We start from the raw sequence: 21,917 nt of genomic DNA on the forward strand, positions 1-21,917 counted from the left end.
CGATCAACCACAGATTCCTGGTTGACGCATTCGGCGCGCCGTGGTATCTTTAGCTTCAATACAAACTGCATAGCGTTGACTCTTATCCAGAGTAGGCTGAGGGACTGGCCCGATGACGCCACGGCAACCGGCACGTGCCCCGGCGTGCAGCGGTGCCAATTCCTGGGGAGGGCATCTGCTCTCCCGAAGATAAGAGGCAGCCGGAAGACGATGATGTTGATTCTGTGCGCCTCTATTGTGGGGCGCACTTTTCTATTGCCGAAATGGAGGTAAGGCCTCGTGATCGAGCTCAAGGGCCTCACGAAGATATTCAAACAGAATGGGCAGGAGATCGTGGCCTTGAGCGATGTCAGCCTGCACGTGCCCAGGGGGCAGATTTTCGGCATACTCGGCCAGAGCGGAGCCGGAAAGTCTACCCTCATCCGGTGCGTCAATCTGCTGGAGCGTCCGACAGCAGGCGAGGTTTGGGTGGACGGGCGGGAGATCACCCGCCTCAGCCCCCAGGAGCTGCGGGCCGCGCGCCAGGAGATGGGTATGATCTTCCAGCAGTTTAACCTGTTCGATGCCCGCACGGTCTTTGGCAACGTGGCCTACCCGCTGGAGGTGGCCGGCTGGCCCCGCCAGCGCATCTGGGAGAGGGTGGAGGAGCTGCTGGCCCTGGTGGGGCTGTCGGACAAGGCCGACGCCTATCCGGCCCAGCTCTCCGGCGGCCAGAAGCAGCGGGTGGGCATCGCGCGGGCGCTGGCGCCCGGGCCGAAGGTTCTGCTCTCCGATGAGGCCACATCGGCACTGGATCCGGACACCACCCGGTCGGTGCTGGCGCTGCTCCGGGAGATCAACCAGCGGCTCGGGCTGACCATCCTCCTGATCACCCACCAGATGGAGGTGGTGAAGCAGGTCTGCGACTCCGTGGCCATCCTGGAGGGCGGCACGGTGGTGGAGCAGGGCGGCGTGCTGGAACTGATCGGCCGGCCGGGCTCCCGGCTGCGGGAGCTGTTTTACGAACCCGTGGGAGACGTGGCCGTCCGGATCCACCCAGAAGGGGTGCGGGTTGTGCTCTTCTTCGTGGGCGCCTCAGCCGACCAGCCGCTGATCAGCGCGATGGTGCGCCGGTTCCAGGTGGACGCCAACATCGTTCACGGCGCGGTCGAGCGGATTGCCGGAGCGACGGTGGGCCGGCTGCTGGTGGAGCTCACCGGCCGGCCGGAGGACATTCAGGCTGCCCTGCGGTTCCTCGAGGAGCAGGGGGTCTCGCCGGAGGTGATTCCGCATGGTTAACCTGGGGCCGATGATGGCGAAAGCCACCTGGGAGACGCTCTACATGGTGGGTGCCGCCGCCTTCTTCACGCTCCTCCTGGGCCTGCCCCTGGGTGTGCTGCTGGTGATCACCGCCCGGGGCGGCCTTTGGGAAAAGCCGGGGCTCAACCGCGTCCTCGGTGTTCTGGTGAACATCGGCCGCTCGACGCCCTTTGTCATTCTGATGGTGGCGGTCACCCCGCTCACGAGGGCGATCGTCGGCAGTTCCATCGGCACCACGGCGGCCATCGTTCCGCTGGTGGTCGCGGCCGTTCCCTTCATGGGGCGGGTCGTGGAGCAGGCGCTCCACGAGGTGAGCCCCGGCCTGGTTGAGGCTGCCCTGGCCATGGGCTCCACCAACTGGCAGGTGGTCACCAAGGTGCTCCTGGCGGAGGCCAGGCCGTCGCTGGTGCGGGGCACGGCCCTGATGCTGGTGAACGTCGTCGGCTACTCGGCGATGGCCGGCGCCATCGGCGGCGGCGGATTGGGCGACGTCGCCGTGAAGTGGGGCTACGCCCGGTACGAGATGGACGTCATGTACGTCAGCCTGGTGATCCTGGTCGTCATGGTTCAGGTCATGCAGTGGATCGGCGACAGCCTGGCCAACAGGTTTACGCATAAATAGGGTTATCGAAAACATGGGAGGTTGAGCGAATGAAGCGCATCGTGAGTCTTGCACTGGTTTCCGTCCTGGCTCTGGGCGTGCTGGCCGGCTGTGGCGGTGCGAAGGAGCCTGCGGGTGAGCAGCAGCCTGCCGGGCAGCAGGAGGAGCAGGTCACGCTGAAGGTGGGGGCGACGGTCACGCCTCACTCTGAGATTCTGGAGTCCATCAAGGAGGCGTCCGCGGCTGAGGGGATCAACCTGGATATTGTGGTCTTCACGGACTACGTGCAGCCGAACCTCGCCCTGGCGGACGGCAGCCTCGACGCCAACTATTTCCAGCACGTGCCCTACCTCGAAGACTTCGCCTCCAAGCGCGGTCTGGACCTGGTCTCGGTCGGCGCTGTCCACCTGGAGCCGCTGGGCCTCTACTCCCTGGAGCTGACCAGCCTGGACCAGCTGCCTGACGGGGCCACGGTCTCCATTCCCGACGACCCCACCAACGGCGGGCGTGCGCTGAAGCTGCTGGCCGATCAGGGGCTGATTGAGCTGAAGGAGGGGGTCGGGGTCGAGGCGACGCCCAACGATGTGGTCGCGAACCCCAAGAACCTGAAGATCGAGATGCTGCAGGCCGAGTTCCTGCCGCGCAGCCTGCAGGACGTGGACGCCGCTGTCATCAACACCAACTACTACCTGGACGCTGAGAAGAACCTGGGCTTGAAGGCCAACGTGCTGGCCCGGGAGTCGGCGGAGGATAACCCGTATGCCAACATTGTCGCCGTGCGCGCCGGCGACGAGGCTCGCCCGGAGATCAAGAAGCTGATGGAGCTGCTGCAGTCTGAGGCGGTGGCGAAGTTCATCGAGGAGAACTACGACGGCGCGGTGATTCCGGCGTTTTGATCTAAGTGGGGAGGGGGGAGGTGTCCCCCCTCCCCACACCCCTCCCCCTGCCAGTCGGAGGGCAGTGCCACGGTGCCGCCCGGCAGAGCCGGTCGGACACCGTGAAGTGGGGAAGGTACCAGGCGTGTAACGCTGGGGAAAGCTGTCACTTCCCGACGCTCCCTCGCCTGCCAGTCGGAGGGCAGTGCCACGGTGCCGCCCGGCAGAGCCGGTCGGACACCGTGGGAGTCAGAAAATTCGGCGCGCTTGACGCCGGTCCTGATGATTTGGTAGAATAGTCTCGCTTGCGGTAACGGAATAACGCTGGACCCGCCTGATCGCTGAATCCCCGCGCAAGCGGGGAACGGGGGAACCACATTCCTGGGGCGAATCGCACCGAGGCTCCGGCGGAGGCCGGAGGGAGGATGCGTAGGGGCACGCTTTGGCGCCCCGAGTCCGTCAGCTAACCTCGTAAGCGTGGCTGAGGTGGTGGGCCCTTGCCATTGTTGCCTATACATAATACGGAGGGGGTCACCAGACCTTAAGCTTTGCTGTGCCTTCAGGCGGGCGCCGACCAACGCGGTCGGCGCCTTCTCCGTTCCCCCAAGCCTGGCTGGACGCCAGTAACCAAGGCATTGAGGAGGGAGGAGACCGTGCTGCGATACTGCGTGATCGGAGCCGGCCACGGTGGGCTCGCCATGGCCGGTCATCTGGGAGTGATGGGGTTCCCTGTATCGCTCTGGGCCCGCAATCCCGAGGCACTGCAGCCGATCGAGGCCGCCGGAGGCGTCTTCCTGGAGGGTGAGGTAGAGGGCTTTGGCCCCGTGCAGGTCGCCTACAGTCTGCAGGCGGCCCTGGAGAGCGCCGATGTCGTGCTCGTCGTGCTGCCCGCCTCGGCCCACCGGGAGATCGCCACGAGGTGCGCGCCCTACGTGCGCGACGGGCAACGGATCCTCCTGCTGCCCGGCCGGACGGCGGGGGCCATCGAGTTCAGACACGCGCTGAGGGAGGCCGGGTGCACCGCCGACGTAATCGTCGGCGAGGCACAGACCTTCCTTTACGCCAGCCGCAAGATCGGACCTTTCCAGGCCCGCATCCACGGTATCAAGCGCCAGGTGCTGGCAGCGGCCCTGCCGGCGTCGCGCACCGGAGAGCTGTTGGAGGGGATCAAGCCTGCCTTTCCCCAGTTCATGCCGGCCCGCTGGGTCTGGAAGACCTCGCTGGACAACGTGGGGGCCATCTTCCACCCCGGCGTGACCCTCCTGAATGCCGGGCGCATCGAGTCCACCGGCGGCGCCTTCCGTCACTATGTGGACGGCATCACCCCCTCGGTCGCGGCGCTCCTCGAGCAACTGGACCAGGAGCGGGTTGCGGTTGCCCGGCGCCTTGGCGTGGGCGCACTGACCGCCCGGGAGTGGCTGGCCGAGGCGTACGGGGTGGAGCGCCCGAGCCTGTACGAGGCGATTCAGGCCACCCGGGCCTACGCGGACGTGGGGGCGCCGGCGCAGCTCCACCACCGGTACATCTGGGAGGACGTGCCGACCGGCCTCGTCCCCATCGCCTCGCTGGGCGCTGCCTTCGGCATCCCGACGCCCGTCGCCGATGCGCTGATCCACATCGCCAACGGGATCTGCGGCGTCGACTTCCGGGAGACGGGCCGGACAGTGGAACGGCTCGGCATGGCGGGATGGGCCCCTGAGCAGATCAGCAACTACGCACTGGAAGGAGATGTGATGGACCTTGTCTAATCGACGCATTATTGGAGCAGCCATCGGGGACGACGTGCACGTGGGGGGCGTCATCCGTTTTCTCCAGATGGCCGAGCAAATGGGCTACGAAGCACGCTCCCTCGGGCCCGCCGTCTCCGTGGAACGGCTTCTCGCCGAGGTGGCCGCCTGGGATCCGGAGATCGTCGCCGTCGGCTACAGGCTTACGCCCGAATCCGGCCGCGCAGTGCTCGCCCACCTGGCCCAGAGCGCGCGGGAACAGGGGCAGGCCGGCCGCCGCTGGGTGCTCGGGGCCACGGATCCCGTGGCCGAGCACGGACGGGCTCTCGGCTTCTTCGAAGCGGTGTTCGGCGGGTCTGCGGACTGGCAGGAGGTGGTGGACTTTCTGCGCGGGGCTCCGGCCCGGGAGGCGGGCGGCATGCCGCCCCAAACGCTGGTGGAGCGCATTCTGTGGAAGCGGCCTTTCCCGCTTCTGCGCCACCACTTCGGCCAGCCTACCGTCGCCGCGACGGTGGAGGGGGTCCGGCAAATCAGCGAGGCCGGGGTGCTGGACGTGATCAGCCTGGGCACCGACCAGAACGCCCAGGAGCACTTCTTCCGGCCCGATGAGATGGACCCGCGCGAGCACGGCGCCGGCGGCGTGCCCGTCAGGACCGCCGATGACCTGAGGGCGCTTTACGCTGCCTCCCGAACGGGCAACTTCCCGCTGATGCGCTGCTATGCCGGCACCCGCGATCAGCTGGCCTGGGCCGAGATGCTGCACGACACCATTCACAACGCCTGGGCGGCGGTGCCCCTCTTCTGGTACAGCCAGCTGGACGGGCGCTCACAGCGGCCGCTCCTGGAGTCGATTCCGGAGGTGCAGGCCGTGTTCCGGTGGCACGCCGAGCGCGGCATCCCTGTGGAGTCGAATGAGAGCCACCACTGGTCGCTGCGGGACGCCCCGGATGTGGTCGCGGTGGTCGCCGCCTACATCGCGGCCTACAACGCCAGGCGGGCAGGCGTCACCGATTACATCCAGCAGCTGATGTGGAACAACCCGCCCCTCACCTCGCCCGCCATGGACCTGGCGAAGATGCTGGCCAAGCTCGAGCTCGTGGAATCGCTGGCCGGCCCGAACTTCCGGGTGTGGCGGGAGTGCCGGACGGGGCTCACCTCGATGCCTGCGGGCTTTGACCGGGCAAAGGGGCACCTGGCCGCCTCGACCTTCCTGCAGATGGCGGTGAAGCCTGACATCGTGCACATCGTGGGCCACTCCGAGTACCACCACGCCGCCACGGCGACGGACGTGATCGAAGGGTGCCACGTGGCCATTGGGGCCATCCAGCTGGCGCTTCAGGGGCTGCCGGACATGACGCAGGATGAGGCGGTGCAGGCCCGAAAGGCCGAGCTGGTGGCCGAGGCCAAGCTGCTCCTGGAGGCGATCGCCTCGCTGGCCCCGGCGGGCGTGGATGATCCCCTCACCCATGCCCCCACGCTGGCGGCTGCCGTCCGAACGGGGCTGCTGGATGCTCCGCACCTGATGGGCAATCCGGCGGCCAGGGGCGAGGTGGCGGTCCGGTTCGACGACGGCGCGTGCCGCGCGGTCGACCGGCAGACGGGGCGGATGCTCAGCGAGGCGGATCGCATCGCCGCACTGCTGGAGAAAGAGATCGTGTAAGGAGGAGGTCGCTACATTGAGTGGGATCGCAGGGATCCTCGGCAAGCCTGATCAGGCCCGCATCGCAAGGATGCTGGATCAGCAGGCGCACCGGGGGCCTGACGGTCGGGGTATCTGGACTGCAACGGCCGGTTTTGGCCTCGGGCATGTGCGTCTGGCCACCGTCGATGTTGAGGGCGGTGGCCAGCCGCTGGCCAACGAAGATGGCAGCCTGTGGCTGGCGATGACCGGCGCCATCTACAACCACCGCGCCCTCCGGCAGGAGCTGGAGGGGCGACATACCTTCAAGACCCAATCGGATGCCGAAGTGGTGCTGCACCTGTTCGAGGAGCACGGCCCCGCCTGCGTGGAGCGGCTGGATGGCATGTTTGCCATTGCCATCTGGGGCGAGGAGCTGGGCCTGTTTCTCGCCCGCGATCCACTGGGCATCCAGCCGCTTTACTGGGGGGAGGATGACGAGGGGAACCTGCTCTTCGCCTCAGAGATCAAGGCCTTGATCGGGGAGACGAATCAAGTGCGGGAGTTTCCCCCGGGCCACCGGTGGCGCGTTGGGGAGCCTATGGAGGCCTACGAGCAGATTCCGGCACACACAGGGGAGCTGACGGACCCGGACCAGGCGGTCCTCACCCTGGACCGCGTGCTGAACAACGCGGTGCGCAAGCAGCTCGCGGCAGACGTGCCCGTCGGCTGCCTGCTCAGCGGCGGGCTGGATTCCAGCCTGATCACGGCCATCGCGCGCCAGCACGTGGACGATGAACTGCACACCTTCGCGGTGGGGCTGGAAGGGTCCGCGGACCTGGAGCAGGCCCGGCGTGTGGCCGAGGATCTGGGCACCATCCACCACGAGCGTGTGCTGACGGAGGAAGAGGTGACCGCGGCCCTGCCGCGCGTGATCGACGCCCTGGAGTCGTGCGATCCTGCGCTGGTGCGCAGCGCCGTGGCCACCTACTACGTGTCGGAGCTGGCCTCCGAGCACGTGAAAGTGGTGCTCTCGGGCGAGGGCGCCGACGAGCTGTTCGCCGGTTACGATTATCTGACGGAGCTTGAGTCCGACGCCCAGGCCCTGGGTGCGGAGCTGTACGAGATCACGGCCGCGATGCACAACTCCAACCTGCAGCGGGTGGACCGCATGACCCAGGCCCACGGCCTGGAGGGGCGGGTGCCCTTCGCGGATCAGGCCGTCGTGGATCTGGCCTTCCGGATCGATCCCTTTCTGAAGCGCCGGGATGGCGAGAGCAAGTGGATCCTGCGGCGCGTGGCCGAAGAGTACCTGGCGCCCGGCATCGTCTGGCGCGAGAAGGAGAAGTTCGCCATCGGTTCGGGCGTTGCGCCTTTGCTGGAGGGCTACGCCGCGGAGGCCGTGCCCGTAGAGATCTTCAACCAGGAGCGGAGCCCCAAGGGCATACCCTTTGCTTCAAGGGAAGAGTTGCTGTACTGGCAGCTCTTCCGGGAGCGGTACGGCCGGGAGGATGTGCTGGCGCTCATGGGCCGCAGCCGCAGCCTGAACCAGGGCGAGCGCTGGGTGGGAGCACTTTAGTCCGCTGGCGGACAAAGTTCATAAACCACTTGCCCCATCAGCCTTGCAGTCGTTATCCTGTTGAAGGATTTAAATTGAGGAGGCCAGATACGTGGCACCTGCGTACGTCATTCCGGGGCTTGTGGTCATTCTGCTTCTGGTACTGACCCTTCCGTTTCTGTTCAAGGCTGTTGAGCAGCAGCTCGAGATCTTTCTCTTCGTGATGGGTGTCGCGGCTGCCCTCGTGAGCGGTATCATGGACCGGGACCTGATCATCAAGGCCCTTGAGGAGCCGGTCATGATCACGGCCGCTGTCCTGATTGCCGGCATCCTGTTCAAGGTGTTTCAGACGAAGCTGCAGTCGGGCATTCGGGCGACGCTTCGGGTGGTGCCGTTCCGGGTATTTGTCTTTCTGGTCGTCACCGTCCTTGGCCTGGCCTCCAGTGTCATTACGGCCATCATCGCGTCGCTGGTGCTGGTGGAGATCGTCAGCGCCCTGCGACTCGACCGCAAGACAGAGGTCAACTTCGTCATCCTGGCCTGTTTCAGCATCGGCCTCGGGGCTGCCCTCACTCCGTTAGGCGAGCCGCTGGCCACCATCGCGATCTCGAAGATGAACGGCGACTTCTGGTACCTGATGCGCACCATCGGGATCTATGTCATTCCGGCGGTGGTTGCGCTGGGGCTCTTCGGGGCCTTCTTCCTGAAGGGTCGCCCGGAGGCCGCGGCGCGGGCAGAGGGCCCCGGTCTGATCCATGAGGAGGAGGCTGCCGGGGAGAGCTATAAGGACGTCGTCGTGCGGGCCCTGAAGATCTACCTGTTCGTTATGGCGCTGACCTTTTTGGGGGACGGCTTCAAGCCGCTGATTGACAAGTACGTATTGGGCCTGCCCAGCCAGGCGCTGTACTGGATCAACATGCTCTCGGCAGTGCTGGACAACGCGACCCTGACCGCCGCCGAGCTGAGCCCGGCGATGGAGTTGACGCAGGTGAAGGCCATTCTGATGGGTCTCCTGATCAGCGGCGGCATGCTGATTCCCGGCAACATCCCCAACATCGTGTCGGCCAGCAAGCTGAAGATCGGTTCGAGGGAGTGGGCCCGCATGGGCGTGCCCTTCGGACTGGTGTTGATGGTGATCTTCTTCTTCATCGTCGCGATGTAATGCTTAAGGTCGGCAACCGGCGGGCTCCTTCTGGAGCCCGCCTTTTGGGTGCGCGAATGGGCCTTTCTGGCTGTTGACTGGAGTGTGCCGCGCGTCGTAAGATAGCTATCGCTGCACGGAACGGCGCCGGCCGAAGGGGCGCGGATGCGCTTTGCCAGGCGTTGGGTGTTGACGAAGCGCACTGGTTTCGGCTAGACTATTTGACGCCCCAACGGGGTGTCCGCAGCAGCGGCGGGCTCGGCCGGAGCGGTCGGGCCGGAAGCTTCCGGTGGAAACGAACGGCTGGAACGAACTGGCCGGTTGACACGAAGCCGAGAGCTTGTTAAACTGATAAAGCTGTCGCCTGACGGCGGCGGCGGTCTCGAACCTTGAAAACTAGACAGTGCAGAAGAGGAAAAGCCAAGCGAGCCGAGTACTTCAAACGAGCCAATCGAACTTTTCCACGGAGAGTTTGATCCTGGCTCAGGACGAACGCTGGCGGCGTGCCTAAGACATGCAAGTCGAGCGGGGCTTTGAGGCTTCGGCTTCAAGGCCTAGCGGCGGACGGGTGAGTAACACGTGGATAACCTGCCCTTTGCTCCGGGATAACAGGCCGAAAGGCCTGCTAATACCGGATAAGCTCACGGCCTCGCATGGGGCTGGGAGAAAAGGCGCTAGAGCGATTGGCGCTGGCAGAGGAGGGGTCCGCGGCCCATTAGCTAGTTGGTGAGGTAACGGCTCACCAAGGCGACGATGGGTAGCCGGCCTGAGAGGGCGACCGGCCACACTGGGACTGAGACACGGCCCAGACTCCTACGGGAGGCAGCAGTCGGGAATTTTGCACAATGGCCGAAAGGCTGATGCAGCAACGCCGCGTGAGCGAGGAAGGCCTTCGGGTTGTAAAGCTCTGTTGCCTGCGAAGAAGGGCCCTGTCAGGAAATGGGCAGGGTTTGACGGTAGCAGGCGAGGAAGCCCCGGCTAACTACGTGCCAGCAGCCGCGGTAATACGTAGGGGGCGAGCGTTGTCCGGAATTACTGGGCGTAAAGGGCGTGTAGGCGGCCTGTTAAGTCAGGGGTGAAACTCCGGGGCTCAACCCCGGGCGTGCCTCTGAAACTGATGGGCTTGAGTGCTCTAGAGGGCAGTGGAATTCCCGGTGTAGCAGTGAAATGCGTAGAGATCGGGAGGAACACCAGTGGCGAAGGCGGCTGCCTGGGGAGTAACTGACGCTGAGGCGCGAAAGCTAGGGGAGCAAACAGGATTAGATACCCTGGTAGTCCTAGCCGTAAACGATGAGTGCTATGTGTGAGGGGTATCGACCCCCCTCGTGCAGTAGTTAACGCAATAAGCACTCCGCCTGGGGAGTACGGCCGCAAGGCTGAAACTCAAAGGAATTGACGGGGGCCCGCACAAGCAGCGGAGCATGTGGTTTAATTCGAAGCAACGCGTAGAACCTTACCAGGGCTTGACATCCGCCGAATCCTGCAGAAATGCGGGAGTGCTCCTTCGGGAGAACGGCGAGACAGGTGGTGCATGGTTGTCGTCAGCTCGTGTCGTGAGATGTTGGGTTAAGTCCCGCAACGAGCGCAACCCCTGTCGCATGTTGCCAGCACGTAAAGGTGGGGACTCATGCGAGACTGCCGGTGACAAACCGGAGGAAGGTGGGGATGACGTCAAATCATCATGCCCCTTATGTCCTGGGCTACACACGTGCTACAATGGCCGTCACAGAGCGCCCCGAACCCGCGAGGGGGAGGCAATCGCTGAAAGGCGGTCTCAGTTCGGATCGCAGGCTGCAACTCGCCTGCGTGAAGTCGGAGTTGCTAGTAATCGCGGATCAGCATGCCGCGGTGAATGCGTTCCCGGGCCTTGTACACACCGCCCGTCACACCATGGGAGCTGGCAACACCCGAAGTCGGTGAGCTAACCCCGCAAGGGGAGGCAGCCGCCGAAGGTGGGGCTGGTGACTGGGGTGAAGTCGTAACAAGGTAGCCGTATCGGAAGGTGCGGCTGGATCACCTCCTTTCTAAGGAGCTTTCCTCCCTGAGCAGGGGGAAGACTCCCAGGTCGATACTCAGCCCATCAAAACGGGATGAGGGGAACTGACGGCCGTTTGGCGGACCGATTCTGCACTGTTTAGTTTTGAGGGTTCGAGAAGATGAGCGGTGGGCTGTGAGCTGTGGGCAGTGAGAGCTGCAGCAGGTCAGGGCTCGCTGATCGGTAAGCTGCTCGTTGAGCGGTGAGCAGTGGGCTGCTGGCTGAATGGCTGTGGCCCACGATTTGCAGACTCAACGGCGGCTACTTCTATGAACGCCTCAATTTCCAGGACTTGTGGGTTGTGGGTGAGCGGCGGAGCCGTTATACTCATAACTCCCGGTCACGGGAAAACACCCGTGCCTGCGGGAGCCTGTGGTTCCCTGCAGCGGGGTCGTACCTTGAAAACTGCACAGTGAACATGCGATTCTTAGCGAAATCAAGCTAGGAAGGGCACACGGTGGATGCCTTGGCGCCAGGTGCCGATGAAGGACGTGGAAAGCTGCGATAAGCCTCGGGGAGCCGCAAGCGGGCGTAGATCCGGGGATCTCCGAATGGGGCAACCCGGCTGGCGTAATGGCCAGTCACCCACAGCTGAATCCATAGGCTGTGCGGAGGGCACCGTCCGAACTGAAACATCTCAGTAGGACGAGGAAAAGAAATCAACCGAGATTCCCTCAGTAGCGGCGAGCGAACGGGGAGGAGCCTAAACCAGTGCCGAGCAATCGGCGCTGGGGTTGCGGGACGCCGAGAATGCGATGCCCGGAGTCTAGCCGAACCGGTCTGGAAAGGCCGGCCACAGAAGGTAAAAGCCCTGTAGGCGAAAGGCGAGGGGCCGCAAGGCGGATCCCAAGTACCACGGGACACGAGGAATCCCGTGGGAATCCGGGGGGACCACCCTCCAAGGCTAAATACGCCTGGCGACCGATAGTGAACCAGTACCGTGAGGGAAAGGTGAAAAGCACCGCGGGAGCGGAGTGAAAGAGACCCTGAAACCGTGTGCCTACAAGCAGTACGAGCGCCGTACGAGCGTGAGTGCGTGCCTTTTGCAGAATGAACCGGCGAGTTACGGTCACTGGCATGGTTAAGGGCCTCAGGCCCGGAGCCGAAGCGAAAGCGAGTCTGAAGAGGGCGTAGTCAGTGGCTGTAGACCCGAAACCCGGTGATCTATCCATGGCCAGGGTGAAGCGGGGGTAAGACCCCGTGGAGGCCCGAACCGATTAGCGTTGAAAAGCTACCGGATGAGCTGTGGATAGGGGTGAAAAGCCAAACGAACCGGGAGATAGCTGGTTCTCCCCGAAATAGCTTTAGGGCTAGCGTCGGCATGTGAGCTTGCTGGAGGTAGAGCACTGATTGGGCTAGGGGCCTACACCGGTTACCGAACTCAGTCAAACTCCGAATGCCAGCAAGTATGGCCGGCAGTCAGACGGCGAGCGCTAAGGTCCGTCGTCGAGAGGGAAAGAGCCCAGACCGCCAGCTAAGGTCCCGAAGTTCCTGCTAAGTGGTCAAGGATGTGGCGTTGTAGAGACAACCAGGATGTTGGCTTAGAAGCAGCCATCATTGAAAGAGTGCGTAATAGCTCACTGGTCGAATGACGCTGCGCCATAAATACTCGGGGCTAAGCAGGACACCGAAGCTGCGGACTGCCGTAGGGCAGTGGTAGGGGAGCGTTCCATGCGGGCAGAAGCATGACCGGAAGGACATGTGGACTGCATGGAAGTGAGAATGCCGGTATGAGTAGCGAAAAGACAGGTGAGAATCCTGTCCACCGAAAGCCTAAGGATTCCTGAGCAAGGCTCGTCCGCTCAGGGTCAGTCGGGACCTAAGCCGAGGCCGAATGGCGTAGGCGATGGGAAACAGGTCGACATTCCTGTACCACCTACGGGTCGCTTGACCGATGCGGGGACGCAGGAGGCTAGGGGGACCCGGCCGTTGGTCGTGCCGGGGTAAGCGGGAAGCGTGGTCCGGCAGGGAAGTCCGTCGGACTAAACGTGAGCCGTGACGCCGACCGAATTGAAGTAGGGAAGCCCCTGACGCCACACTGCCGAGAAAAGCCGCTAGGGAGACCCGGGGTGCCCGTACCGCAAACCGACACAGGTAGGCGGGGAGAGAATCCTCAGGTGCGCGGGAGAACCCTCGCTAAGGAACTCGGCAAAATGCATCCGTAACTTCGGGAGAAGGATGGCCTTCCCTGGTGAGAGGAGAGACGCCTCAAAGCTGGGGGAGGTTGCAGAGGAGAGGCCCAAGCGACTGTTTACCACAAACACAGGTCAGTGCTAAGCCGGAAGGCGACGTATACTGGCTGACGCCTGCCCGGTGCTGGAAGGTTAAGGGGAGAGGTCAGGCCGCAAGGCCGAAGCTTTGAACCGAAGCCCCAGTAAACGGCGGCCGTAACTATAACGGTCCTAAGGTAGCGAAATTCCTTGTCGGGTAAGTTCCGACCCGCACGAATGGCGTAACGACTTGGGCGCTGTCTCAGCGAGGGACCCGGTGAAATTGAAATACCTGTGAAGATGCAGGTTACCTGCGATTGGACAGAAAGACCCCATGGAGCTTTACTGTAGCTTGGCATTGGACTTTGGTGGTGCGTGTACAGGATAGGTGGGAGCCTTGGAAACTGGGTCGCCAGATTCAGTGGAGGCGCCGTTGGGATACCACCCTCGCAGCATCGGAGTTCTAACACGGACCCCTGGATCGGGGTAGTGGACCGTGCCAGGTGGGCAGTTTGACTGGGGCGGTCGCCTCCCAAAAGGTAACGGAGGCGCCCAAAGGTCCGCTCAGGATGGTTGGAAATCATCCGGGGAGTGTAAAGGCAGAAGCGGGCTTGACTGCGAGACAGACAGGTCGAGCAGGGTCGAAAGACGGGCTTAGTGATCCGGCGGTACCGAGTGGAAGGGCCGTCGCTCAACGGATAAAAGCTACCCTGGGGATAACAGGCTGATCTCCCCCAAGAGTCCACATCGACGGGGAGGTTTGGCACCTCGATGTCGGCTCATCGCATCCTCGGGCTGAAGTCGGTCCGAAGGGTTCGGCTGTTCGCCGATTAAAGCGGTACGCGAGCTGGGTTCAGAACGTCGTGAGACAGTTCGGTCCCTATCCATCGCAGGCGCAGGAGATTTGACGGGATCTGCCCCTAGTACGAGAGGACCGGGGTGGACGGCCCGCTGGTGTACCAGTTGTCCCGCCAGGGGCACCGCTGGGTAGCCAAGGCCGGAACGGATAAGCGCTGAAAGCATCTAAGTGCGAAGCCGACCCGAAGATGAGATCTCCCATCCCGTGAAGGGAGTAAGGCCCCTGGAAGATGACCAGGTAGATAGGCCGGGAGTGGAAGCGGCGTAAGTCGTGGAGCAGACCGGTACTAATCGGCCGAGGGCTTGATTTCGCTAAAGCTATAGCGCATGTTCACTGTACAGTTTTGAGGGTAAGACCTCAGCGCTTTTGGGTGGCGATACCGGAGGGGATCACCCGTTCCCATACCGAACACGGAAGTTAAGCCCTCCAGGGCCGAAGGTACTCCGCAAGGGGGAGAATAGGTCGCTGCCCAAATCTATTGGACCGCTAGCTCAATTGGTAGAGCATCCGACTCTTAATCGGCAGGTTGTAGGTTCGAGTCCTACGCGGTCCACCAATACCGGCCCCATCGTCTAGCGGCCTAGGATACCGCCCTCTCACGGCGGAGACACGGGTTCGAATCCCGTTGGGGTCACCAAACCGACAATTTCATACGTACACGGCGGTGTAGCTCAGTTGGTTAGAGCATGCGGTTCATACCCGCAGTGTCGCTGGTTCGAATCCAGCCACCGCTACCATCGGCGGCCCGGTAGCTCAGTTGGTAGAGCACGCGACTGAAAATCGCGGTGTCGCCAGTTCGATTCTGGCCTGGGCCACCACTGGCGGGGAGATACCCAAGTGGTCAAAGGGGGCTGACTGTAAATCAGTTGCGTAACGCTTCGGTGGTTCGAATCCACCTCTCCCCACCAGATTCTGCGGGTTTAGCTCAGTTGGTAGAGCGCCACCTTGCCAAGGTGGAGGTCGCGAGTTCGAGTCTCGTAACCCGCTCCAGTGTTTCGGGGCTATAGCTCAGTTGGGAGAGCGCTTGAATGGCATTCAAGAGGTCAGGGGTTCGACTCCCCTTAGCTCCACCAGGCGGCGGTTTCACAGGCCGCCGCAGCAAGATGCGCGGTTAGCTCAGTTGGGAGAGCGCATGATTGACGTTCATGAGGTCAGAGGTTCGATCCCTCTACCGCGCACCAAGGCGTTTGTGGCCTGTCTCAATATGCGGAGGCGTGGTGTAGAGGCCTAACATGCGGCCCTGTCACGGCCGAGATCGCGGGTTCGAATCCCGTCGCCTCCGCCAGACCTGCAGATGTGGCGGAATTGGCAGACGCGCACGGCTCAGGACCGTGTCGGGTAACCACTCCCGGTGGGAGTTCGAGTCTCCCCATCTGCACCAGGTGTACTCCGCTGATGTAGCTCAGTAGGTAGAGCACGTCCTTGGTAAGGACGAGGTCACCGGTTCGAGCCCGGTCATCAGCTCCATATGCGAGGGTAGCTCAGTTGGCCAGAGCACACGGCTGATAACCGTGAGGTCCCGGGTTCGAATCCCGGCCCTCGCACCATTTTCATACCGCGGGGTGGAGCAGCCAGGTAGCTCGTCGGGCTCATAACCCGGAGGTCGAGGGTTCAAATCCCTCCCCCGCAACCAATTCGACTTCGGAAGTGGCCTTTGCCGCTTCCGAAGTCGCCTGCCGGGGCAGGAAGAGGCGCAGGCAGCAATTGGTCGGTTGACGCCGATCGGTCTGCCTGATAGAATGACTTCTTGCCGCCGGTTGGTGGCGGGCTCGGCCGGAGCGGCCGGGCCGGAAGCTTCCGGTGGAAACGAACGGCTGGAACGAACTGGCCGGTTGACACGAAGCCGAGAGCTTGCTAAACTGATAAAGCTGTCGCCTGACGGCAGCGGCGGTCTCGAACCTTGAAAACTAGACAGTGCAGAAGAGGAAAAGCCAAGCGAGCCGAGTACTTCAATCGAGCCAATCGAACTTTTCCACGGAGAGTTTGATCCTGGCTCAGGACGAACGCTGGCGGCGTGCCTAAGACATGCAAGTCGAGCGGGGCTTTGAGGCTTCGGCCTCAAAGCCTAGCGGCGGACGGGTGAGTAACACGTGGATAACCTGCCCTTTGCTCTGGGATAACAGGCCGAAAGGCCTGCTAATACCGGATAAGCTCACGGCCTCGCATGGGGCTGGGAGAAAAGGCGCTAGAGCGATTGGCGCTGGCAGAGGAGGGGTCCGCGGCCCATTAGCTAGTTGGTGAGGTAACGGCTCACCAAGGCGACGATGGGTAGCCGGCCTGAGAGGGCGACCGGCCACACTGGGACTGAGACACGGCCCAGACTCCTACGGGAGGCAGCAGTCGGGAATTTTGCACAATGGCCGAAAGGCTGATGCAGCAACGCCGCGTGAGCGAGGAAGGCCTTCGGGTTGTAAAGCTCTGTTGCCTGCGAAGAAGGGCCCTGTCAGGAAATGGGCAGGGTTTGACGGTAGCAGGCGAGGAAGCCCCGGCTAACTACGTGCCAGCAGCCGCGGTAATACGTAGGGGGCGAGCGTTGTCCGGAATTACTGGGCGTAAAGGGCGTGTAGGCGGCCTGTTAAGTCAGGGGTGAAACTCCGGGGCTCAACCCCGGGCGTGCCTCTGAAACTGATGGGCTTGAGTGCTCTAGAGGGCAGTGGAATTCCCGGTGTAGCAGTGAAATGCGTAGAGATCGGGAGGAACACCAGTGGCGAAGGCGGCTGCCTGGGGAGTAACTGACGCTGAGGCGCGAAAGCTAGGGGAGCAAACAGGATTAGATACCCTGGTAGTCCTAGCCGTAAACGATGAGTGCTATGTGTGAGGGGTATCGACCCCCCTCGTGCAGTAGTTAACGCAATAAGCACTCCGCCTGGGGAGTACGGCCGCAAGGCTGAAACTCAAAGGAATTGACGGGGGCCCGCACAAGCAGCGGAGCATGTGGTTTAATTCGAAGCAACGCGTAGAACCTTACCAGGGCTTGACATCCGCCGAATCCTGCAGAAATGCGGGAGTGCTCCTTCGGGAGAACGGCGAGACAGGTGGTGCATGGTTGTCGTCAGCTCGTGTCGTGAGATGTTGGGTTAAGTCCCGCAACGAGCGCAACCCCTGTCGCATGTTGCCAGCACGTAAAGGTGGGGACTCATGCGAGACTGCCGGTGACAAACCGGAGGAAGGTGGGGATGACGTCAAATCATCATGCCCCTTATGTCCTGGGCTACACACGTGCTACAATGGCCGTCACAGAGCGCCCCGAACCCGCGAGGGGGAGGCAATCGCTGAAAGGCGGTCTCAGTTCGGATCGCAGGCTGCAACTCGCCTGCGTGAAGTCGGAGTTGCTAGTAATCGCGGATCAGCATGCCGCGGTGAATGCGTTCCCGGGCCTTGTACACACCGCCCGTCACACCATGGGAGCTGGCAACACCCGAAGTCGGTGAGCTAACCCCGCAAGGGGAGGCAGCCGCCGAAGGTGGGGCTGGTGACTGGGGTGAAGTCGTAACAAGGTAGCCGTATCGGAAGGTGCGGCTGGATCACCTCCTTTCTAAGGAGCTTTCCTCCTGAGCAGGGGGAAGACTCCCAGGTCGATACTCAGCCCATCAAAACGGGCTGGGGGGAATTGGCGGCCGTTTGGCGGACCGATTCTGCACTGTTTAGTTTTGAGGGTTCGAGAAGAACCCCAGGTCGTACCTTGAAAACTGCACAGTGAACATGCGATTCTTAGCGAAATCAAGCTAGGAAGGGCACACGGTGGATGCCTTGGCGCCAGGTGCCGATGAAGGACGTGGAAAGCTGCGATAAGCCTCGGGGAGCCGCAAGCGGGCGTAGATCCGGGGATCTCCGAATGGGGCAACCCGGCTGGCGTAATGGCCAGTCACCCACAGCTGAATCCATAGGCTGTGCGGAGGGCACCGTCCGAACTGAAACATCTCAGTAGGACGAGGAAAAGAAATCAACCGAGATTCCCTCAGTAGCGGCGAGCGAACGGGGAGGAGCCTAAACCAGCGCCGAGCAATCGGCGCTGGGGTTGCGGGACGCCGAGAATGCGATGCCCGGAGTCTAGCCGAACCGGTCTGGAAAGGCCGGCCACAGAAGGTAAAAGCCCTGTAGGCGAAAGGCGAGGGGCCGCAAGGCGGATCCCAAGTACCACGGGACACGAGGAATCCCGTGGGAATCCGGGGGGACCACCCTCCAAGGCTAAATACGCCTGGCGACCGATAGTGAACCAGTACCGTGAGGGAAAGGTGAAAAGCACCGCGGGAGCGGAGTGAAAGAGACCCTGAAACCGTGTGCCTACAAGCAGTACGAGCGCCATATGAGCGTGAGTGCGTGCCTTTTGCAGAATGAACCGGCGAGTTACGGTCACTGGCATGGTTAAGGGCCTCAGGCCCGGAGCCGAAGCGAAAGCGAGTCTGAAGAGGGCGTAGTCAGTGGCTGTAGACCCGAAACCCGGTGATCTATCCATGGCCAGGGTGAAGCGGGGGTAAGACCCCGTGGAGGCCCGAACCGATTAGCGTTGAAAAGCTACCGGATGAGCTGTGGATAGGGGTGAAAAGCCAAACGAACCGGGAGATAGCTGGTTCTCCCCGAAATAGCTTTAGGGCTAGCGTCGGCATGTGAGCTTGCTGGAGGTAGAGCACTGATTGGGCTAGGGGCCTACACCGGTTACCGAACTCAGTCAAACTCCGAATGCCAGCAAGTATGGCCGGCAGTCAGACGGCGAGCGCTAAGGTCCGTCGTCGAGAGGGAAAGAGCCCAGACCGCCAGCTAAGGTCCCCAAGTTTCTGCTAAGTGGTCAAGGATGTGGCGTTGTAGAGACAACCAGGATGTTGGCTTAGAAGCAGCCATCATTGAAAGAGTGCGTAATAGCTCACTGGTCGAATGACGCTGCGCCATAAATACTCGGGGCTAAGCAGGACACCGAAGCTGCGGACTGCCGTAGGGCAGTGGTAGGGGAGCGTTCCATGCGGGCAGAAGCATGACCGGAAGGACATGTGGACTGCATGGAAGTGAGAATGCCGGTATGAGTAGCGAAAAGACAGGTGAGAATCCTGTCCACCGAAAGCCTAAGGATTCCTGAGCAAGGCTCGTCCGCTCAGGGTCAGTCGGGACCTAAGCCGAGGCCGAATGGCGTAGGCGATGGGAAACAGGTCGACATTCCTGTACCACCTACGGGTCGCTTGACCGATGCGGGGACGCAGGAGGCTAGGGGGACCCGGCCGTTGGTCGTGCCGGGGTAAGCGGGAAGCGTGGTCCGGCAGGGAAGTCCGTCGGACTAAACGTGAGCCGTGACGCCGACCGAATTGAAGTAGGGAAGCCCCTGACGCCACACTGCCGAGAAAAGCCGCTAGGGAGACCCGGGGTGCCCGTACCGCAAACCGACACAGGTAGGCGGGGAGAGAATCCTCAGGTGCGCGGGAGAACCCTCGCTAAGGAACTCGGCAAAATGCATCCGTAACTTCGGGAGAAGGATGGCCTTTCCTGGTGAGAGGAGAGACGCCTCAAAGCTGGGGGAGGTTGCAGAGGAGAGGCCCAAGCGACTGTTTACCACAAACACAGGTCAGTGCTAAGCCGGAAGGCGACGTATACTGGCTGACGCCTGCCCGGTGCTGGAAGGTTAAGGGGAGAGGTCAGGCCGCAAGGCCGAAGCTTTGAACCGAAGCCCCAGTAAACGGCGGCCGTAACTATAACGGTCCTAAGGTAGCGAAATTCCTTGTCGGGTAAGTTCCGACCCGCACGAATGGCGTAACGACTTGGGCGCTGTCTCAGCGAGGGACCCGGTGAAATTGAAATACCTGTGAAGATGCAGGTTACCTGCGATTGGACAGAAAGACCCCATGGAGCTTTACTGTAGCTTGGCATTGGACTTTGGTGGTGCGTGTACAGGATAGGTGGGAGCCTTGGAAACTGGGTCGCCAGATTCAGTGGAGGCGCCGTTGGGATACCACCCTCGCAGCATCGGAGTTCTAACACGGACCCCTGGATCGGGGTAGTGGACCGTGCCAGGTGGGCAGTTTGACTGGGGCGGTCGCCTCCCAAAAGGTAACGGAGGCGCCCAAAGGTCCGCTCAGGATGGTTGGAAATCATCCGGGGAGTGTAAAGGCAGAAGCGGGCTTGACTGCGAGACAGACAGGTCGAGCAGGGTCGAAAGACGGGCTTAGTGATCCGGCGGTACCGAGTGGAAGGGCCGTCGCTCAACGGATAAAAGCTACCCTGGGGATAACAGGCTGATCTCCCCCAAGAGTCCACATCGACGGGGAGGTTTGGCACCTCGATGTCGGCTCATCGCATCCTCGGGCTGAAGTCGGTCCGAAGGGTTCGGCTGTTCGCCGATTAAAGCGGTACGCGAGCTGGGTTCAGAACGTCGTGAGACAGTTCGGTCCCTATCCATCGCAGGCGCAGGAGATTTGACGGGATCTGCCCCTAGTACGAGAGGACCGGGGTGGACGGCCCGCTGGTGTACCAGTTGTCCCGCCAGGGGCACCGCTGGGTAGCCAAGGCCGGAACGGATAAGCGCTGAAAGCATCTAAGTGCGAAGCCGACCCGAAGATGAGATCTCCCATCCCGTGAAGGGAGTAAGGCCCCTGGAAGATGACCAGGTAGATAGGCCGGGAGTGGAAGCGGCGTAAGTCGTGGAGCAGACCGGTACTAATCGGCCGAGGGCTTGATTTCGCTAAAGCTATAGCGCATGTTCACTGTACAGTTTTGAGGGTAAGACCTCAGCGCTTTTGGGTGGCGATACCGGAGGGGATCACCCGTTCCCATACCGAACACGGAAGTTAAGCCCTCCAGGGCCGAAGGTACTCCGCAAGGGGGAGAATAGGTCGCTGCCCGAACTAGTTTAAAGACCACCGCACTCAGTGCGGTGGTCTTTTGCTGTACCCGGGCACGTGCTGCCTCAGGGCGTCTCCCGGTCATCCAGATCCGCCAGCGCCCGGTCGACTTCCGCCAGCAGGGACTCCGCCACCAAGGATTCGCTGGTGCGCAGCCGCTCCCGCACCTGCTCCAGCGCAATCCGGTAGGCCGTCTTGAAGGCCTGCTCCGCCGGTACTGCGATGTCGGGCTCGACGCCCGTACCCTCCCAGTTGGTGCCCGTAATGGGGTTGATGGGCCGGCCCAGGGGAACGAACACCTCCAGCCCATGGGGAAGTGCATAAGCGTCGCCGGGATGCGCGCCGCCGGCCGTGGTCTCGCCGACGATCGTGGCCCTCTTCAGGTGCTTCAGGTTGTAGGCGAACTCCTCCCCGCCCGAGAAGGTCTTGCTGCTCGTCAGGACATACACGGGATGATCGCTGAGCCGTTCTCCCGGCACGTAGGGAAGGGTCCAGCTCTGGGTGGTGGTGTCGTCAGGCCGATAATAGAAACTTTCCAGGTGTACGGGCTCAGCGAACAGGTAGGTGGTGAGGAGCTGCACCATGGCGGGGCTGCCGCCCGGGCAGCGCCTCAGATCGATGAGCAGGGCGCTGGTGTTGGCCAGCAGCCGCATGGCGGCGACAGCGGTTTCGCCGGCCACGCTGGGATCGTGAAGCACGCGAAGGTCGAGGTAGCCGATGTTCCCGCTCAGCCGCTCGACCCGATAGAAGCCGTGGTTCTGCAGCGCAGCCCACTCGCGGTGCCGCTCCGGGTCGGTGAGTTGGTGGCCGCTGCCGGGCTGGCTGATGCGGAGCCGCAGGTGCTTGTCCCCGCACACGGCCTGCATGTGTGCTGTGACGGTCTTGCAGAAGTCCCTCAGGTCGTCCAGCTCCGCGTAGTCTCCCCGGGAGATGTGCTGCCGCACCCGTTCTACAATCAGGGCCGCTGTCTCGGGGTACACGTACCCGTCGGCGATCCGGGAAAGCATCTCCTCGAGAATCTCCAGCCGGCTCTCATAAGGAAGTGATTTCGCCACGGTCATCTCTCCCCATCTCTCAATTCGCCTCTACCCCATCTACCTTACGGTACGGCGGAACGGCCGGCAATGGCCAAAGCAAAGCTGCGCAGCTCGAGCGGCCTGCAGGGGCGGC

The 21,917-nt window shown here is 62.5% G+C and carries 8 protein-coding genes, 13 tRNA genes, 6 rRNA genes and 2 riboswitches; of the genes, 26 read left to right on the forward strand and 1 reads right to left on the reverse strand.

Annotation, left to right across the window (positions count from 1 at the left end; translation table 11 throughout):
* Nucleotides 1–79: 79 nt before the first annotated feature.
* Nucleotides 80–196, forward strand: a riboswitch (SAM riboswitch).
* Nucleotides 197–279: 83 nt separating this feature from the next.
* The 26 genes from ACZ45O_RS15385 (at nucleotide 280) to rrf (ACZ45O_RS15510) (ending at nucleotide 20,750) form a co-directional block, all read left to right on the forward strand.
* Nucleotides 280–1,278 carry a methionine ABC transporter ATP-binding protein gene (locus tag ACZ45O_RS15385; protein WP_464854223.1) on the forward strand — a complete coding sequence of 333 codons (999 nt, stop codon included), beginning with the start codon at nucleotides 280–282 and terminating at the stop codon, nucleotides 1,276–1,278.
* Nucleotides 1,271–1,921: a methionine ABC transporter permease gene (locus ACZ45O_RS15390; RefSeq protein WP_464854224.1), complete on the forward strand. Its 651-nt coding sequence runs from the start codon at nucleotides 1,271–1,273 to the stop codon at nucleotides 1,919–1,921. The genes ACZ45O_RS15385 and ACZ45O_RS15390 overlap by 8 nt, the downstream gene beginning before the upstream one ends.
* Before the next feature lie 29 nt (nucleotides 1,922–1,950).
* Nucleotides 1,951–2,796 carry a MetQ/NlpA family ABC transporter substrate-binding protein gene (locus ACZ45O_RS15395; RefSeq protein WP_464854225.1) on the forward strand — a complete coding sequence of 282 codons (846 nt, stop codon included), beginning with the start codon at nucleotides 1,951–1,953 and terminating at the stop codon, nucleotides 2,794–2,796.
* A gap of 308 nt (nucleotides 2,797–3,104) precedes the next feature.
* Nucleotides 3,105–3,268: riboswitch (cyclic di-AMP (ydaO/yuaA leader) on the forward strand.
* Nucleotides 3,269–3,428: 160 nt separating this feature from the next.
* The gene (locus tag ACZ45O_RS15400; RefSeq protein ID WP_464854227.1) at nucleotides 3,429–4,523 is read left to right on the forward strand and encodes an NAD/NADP octopine/nopaline dehydrogenase family protein; all 1,095 of its coding nucleotides are present in this window, start codon (nucleotides 3,429–3,431) and stop codon (nucleotides 4,521–4,523) included.
* Nucleotides 4,516–6,162, forward strand: a complete 1,647-nt coding sequence (locus ACZ45O_RS15405) for a methionine synthase (protein WP_464854228.1) — start codon at nucleotides 4,516–4,518, stop codon at nucleotides 6,160–6,162. The genes ACZ45O_RS15400 and ACZ45O_RS15405 overlap by 8 nt, the downstream gene beginning before the upstream one ends.
* A 16-nt stretch (nucleotides 6,163–6,178) precedes the next feature.
* Entirely contained in the window at nucleotides 6,179–7,699 is a 1,521-nt protein-coding gene (gene asnB, locus ACZ45O_RS15410; RefSeq protein WP_464854230.1) for an asparagine synthase B, read from the forward strand.
* A 91-nt stretch (nucleotides 7,700–7,790) separates the two neighbouring features.
* Entirely contained in the window at nucleotides 7,791–8,840 is a 1,050-nt protein-coding gene (locus ACZ45O_RS15415) for a DUF1646 family protein (protein WP_464854232.1), read from the forward strand.
* Between the two features lie 439 nt (nucleotides 8,841–9,279).
* A 16S ribosomal RNA gene (locus tag ACZ45O_RS15420) occupies nucleotides 9,280–10,843 on the forward strand.
* 445 nt (nucleotides 10,844–11,288) lie between these two features.
* Nucleotides 11,289–14,233, forward strand: a 23S ribosomal RNA gene (locus tag ACZ45O_RS15425).
* Between the two features lie 56 nt (nucleotides 14,234–14,289).
* Nucleotides 14,290–14,397 (forward strand): 5S ribosomal RNA (gene rrf / locus ACZ45O_RS15430).
* Between the two features lie 6 nt (nucleotides 14,398–14,403).
* Nucleotides 14,404–14,479 (forward strand) — tRNA-Lys (locus ACZ45O_RS15435).
* 5 nt (nucleotides 14,480–14,484) lie between these two features.
* Nucleotides 14,485–14,560 (forward strand) — tRNA-Glu (locus tag ACZ45O_RS15440).
* Nucleotides 14,561–14,583: 23 nt separating this feature from the next.
* Nucleotides 14,584–14,660: transfer RNA gene (locus ACZ45O_RS15445), tRNA-Met, on the forward strand.
* 5 nt (nucleotides 14,661–14,665) lie between these two features.
* Nucleotides 14,666–14,741: transfer RNA gene (locus ACZ45O_RS15450), tRNA-Phe, on the forward strand.
* A 5-nt stretch (nucleotides 14,742–14,746) separates the two neighbouring features.
* Nucleotides 14,747–14,831: transfer RNA gene (locus ACZ45O_RS15455), tRNA-Tyr, on the forward strand.
* Between the two features lie 6 nt (nucleotides 14,832–14,837).
* Nucleotides 14,838–14,913 (forward strand) — tRNA-Gly (locus ACZ45O_RS15460).
* 7 nt (nucleotides 14,914–14,920) lie between these two features.
* Nucleotides 14,921–14,996 (forward strand) — tRNA-Ala (locus ACZ45O_RS15465).
* Nucleotides 14,997–15,028: 32 nt separating this feature from the next.
* Nucleotides 15,029–15,104 (forward strand) — tRNA-Val (locus tag ACZ45O_RS15470).
* 27 nt (nucleotides 15,105–15,131) lie between these two features.
* Nucleotides 15,132–15,208, forward strand: a tRNA-Asp gene (locus tag ACZ45O_RS15475).
* 5 nt (nucleotides 15,209–15,213) lie between these two features.
* Nucleotides 15,214–15,304 (forward strand) — tRNA-Leu (locus ACZ45O_RS15480).
* Between the two features lie 10 nt (nucleotides 15,305–15,314).
* Nucleotides 15,315–15,390 (forward strand) — tRNA-Thr (locus ACZ45O_RS15485).
* Between the two features lie 3 nt (nucleotides 15,391–15,393).
* A tRNA-Ile gene (locus ACZ45O_RS15490) sits at nucleotides 15,394–15,470 on the forward strand.
* Nucleotides 15,471–15,479: 9 nt separating this feature from the next.
* A tRNA-Met gene (locus ACZ45O_RS15495) sits at nucleotides 15,480–15,556 on the forward strand.
* A 338-nt stretch (nucleotides 15,557–15,894) separates the two neighbouring features.
* Nucleotides 15,895–17,458 (forward strand): 16S ribosomal RNA (locus ACZ45O_RS15500).
* 183 nt (nucleotides 17,459–17,641) lie between these two features.
* A 23S ribosomal RNA gene (locus ACZ45O_RS15505) occupies nucleotides 17,642–20,586 on the forward strand.
* Between the two features lie 56 nt (nucleotides 20,587–20,642).
* A 5S ribosomal RNA gene (gene rrf, locus ACZ45O_RS15510) occupies nucleotides 20,643–20,750 on the forward strand.
* Together the 16S, 23S and 5S rRNA genes with 13 tRNA genes alongside form the textbook arrangement of a ribosomal RNA operon.
* Nucleotides 20,751–20,812: 62 nt before the next feature.
* On the opposite strand, the gene ACZ45O_RS15515 is transcribed toward rrf (ACZ45O_RS15510), so the two are convergent.
* Complete coding sequence (locus ACZ45O_RS15515) at nucleotides 20,813–21,802, reverse strand: S41 family peptidase (RefSeq protein ID WP_464854234.1); 990 nt, start codon at nucleotides 21,800–21,802, stop codon at nucleotides 20,813–20,815.
* Nucleotides 21,803–21,917: the final 115 nt, after the last annotated feature.

The organism is Symbiobacterium turbinis (assembly GCF_055383075.1).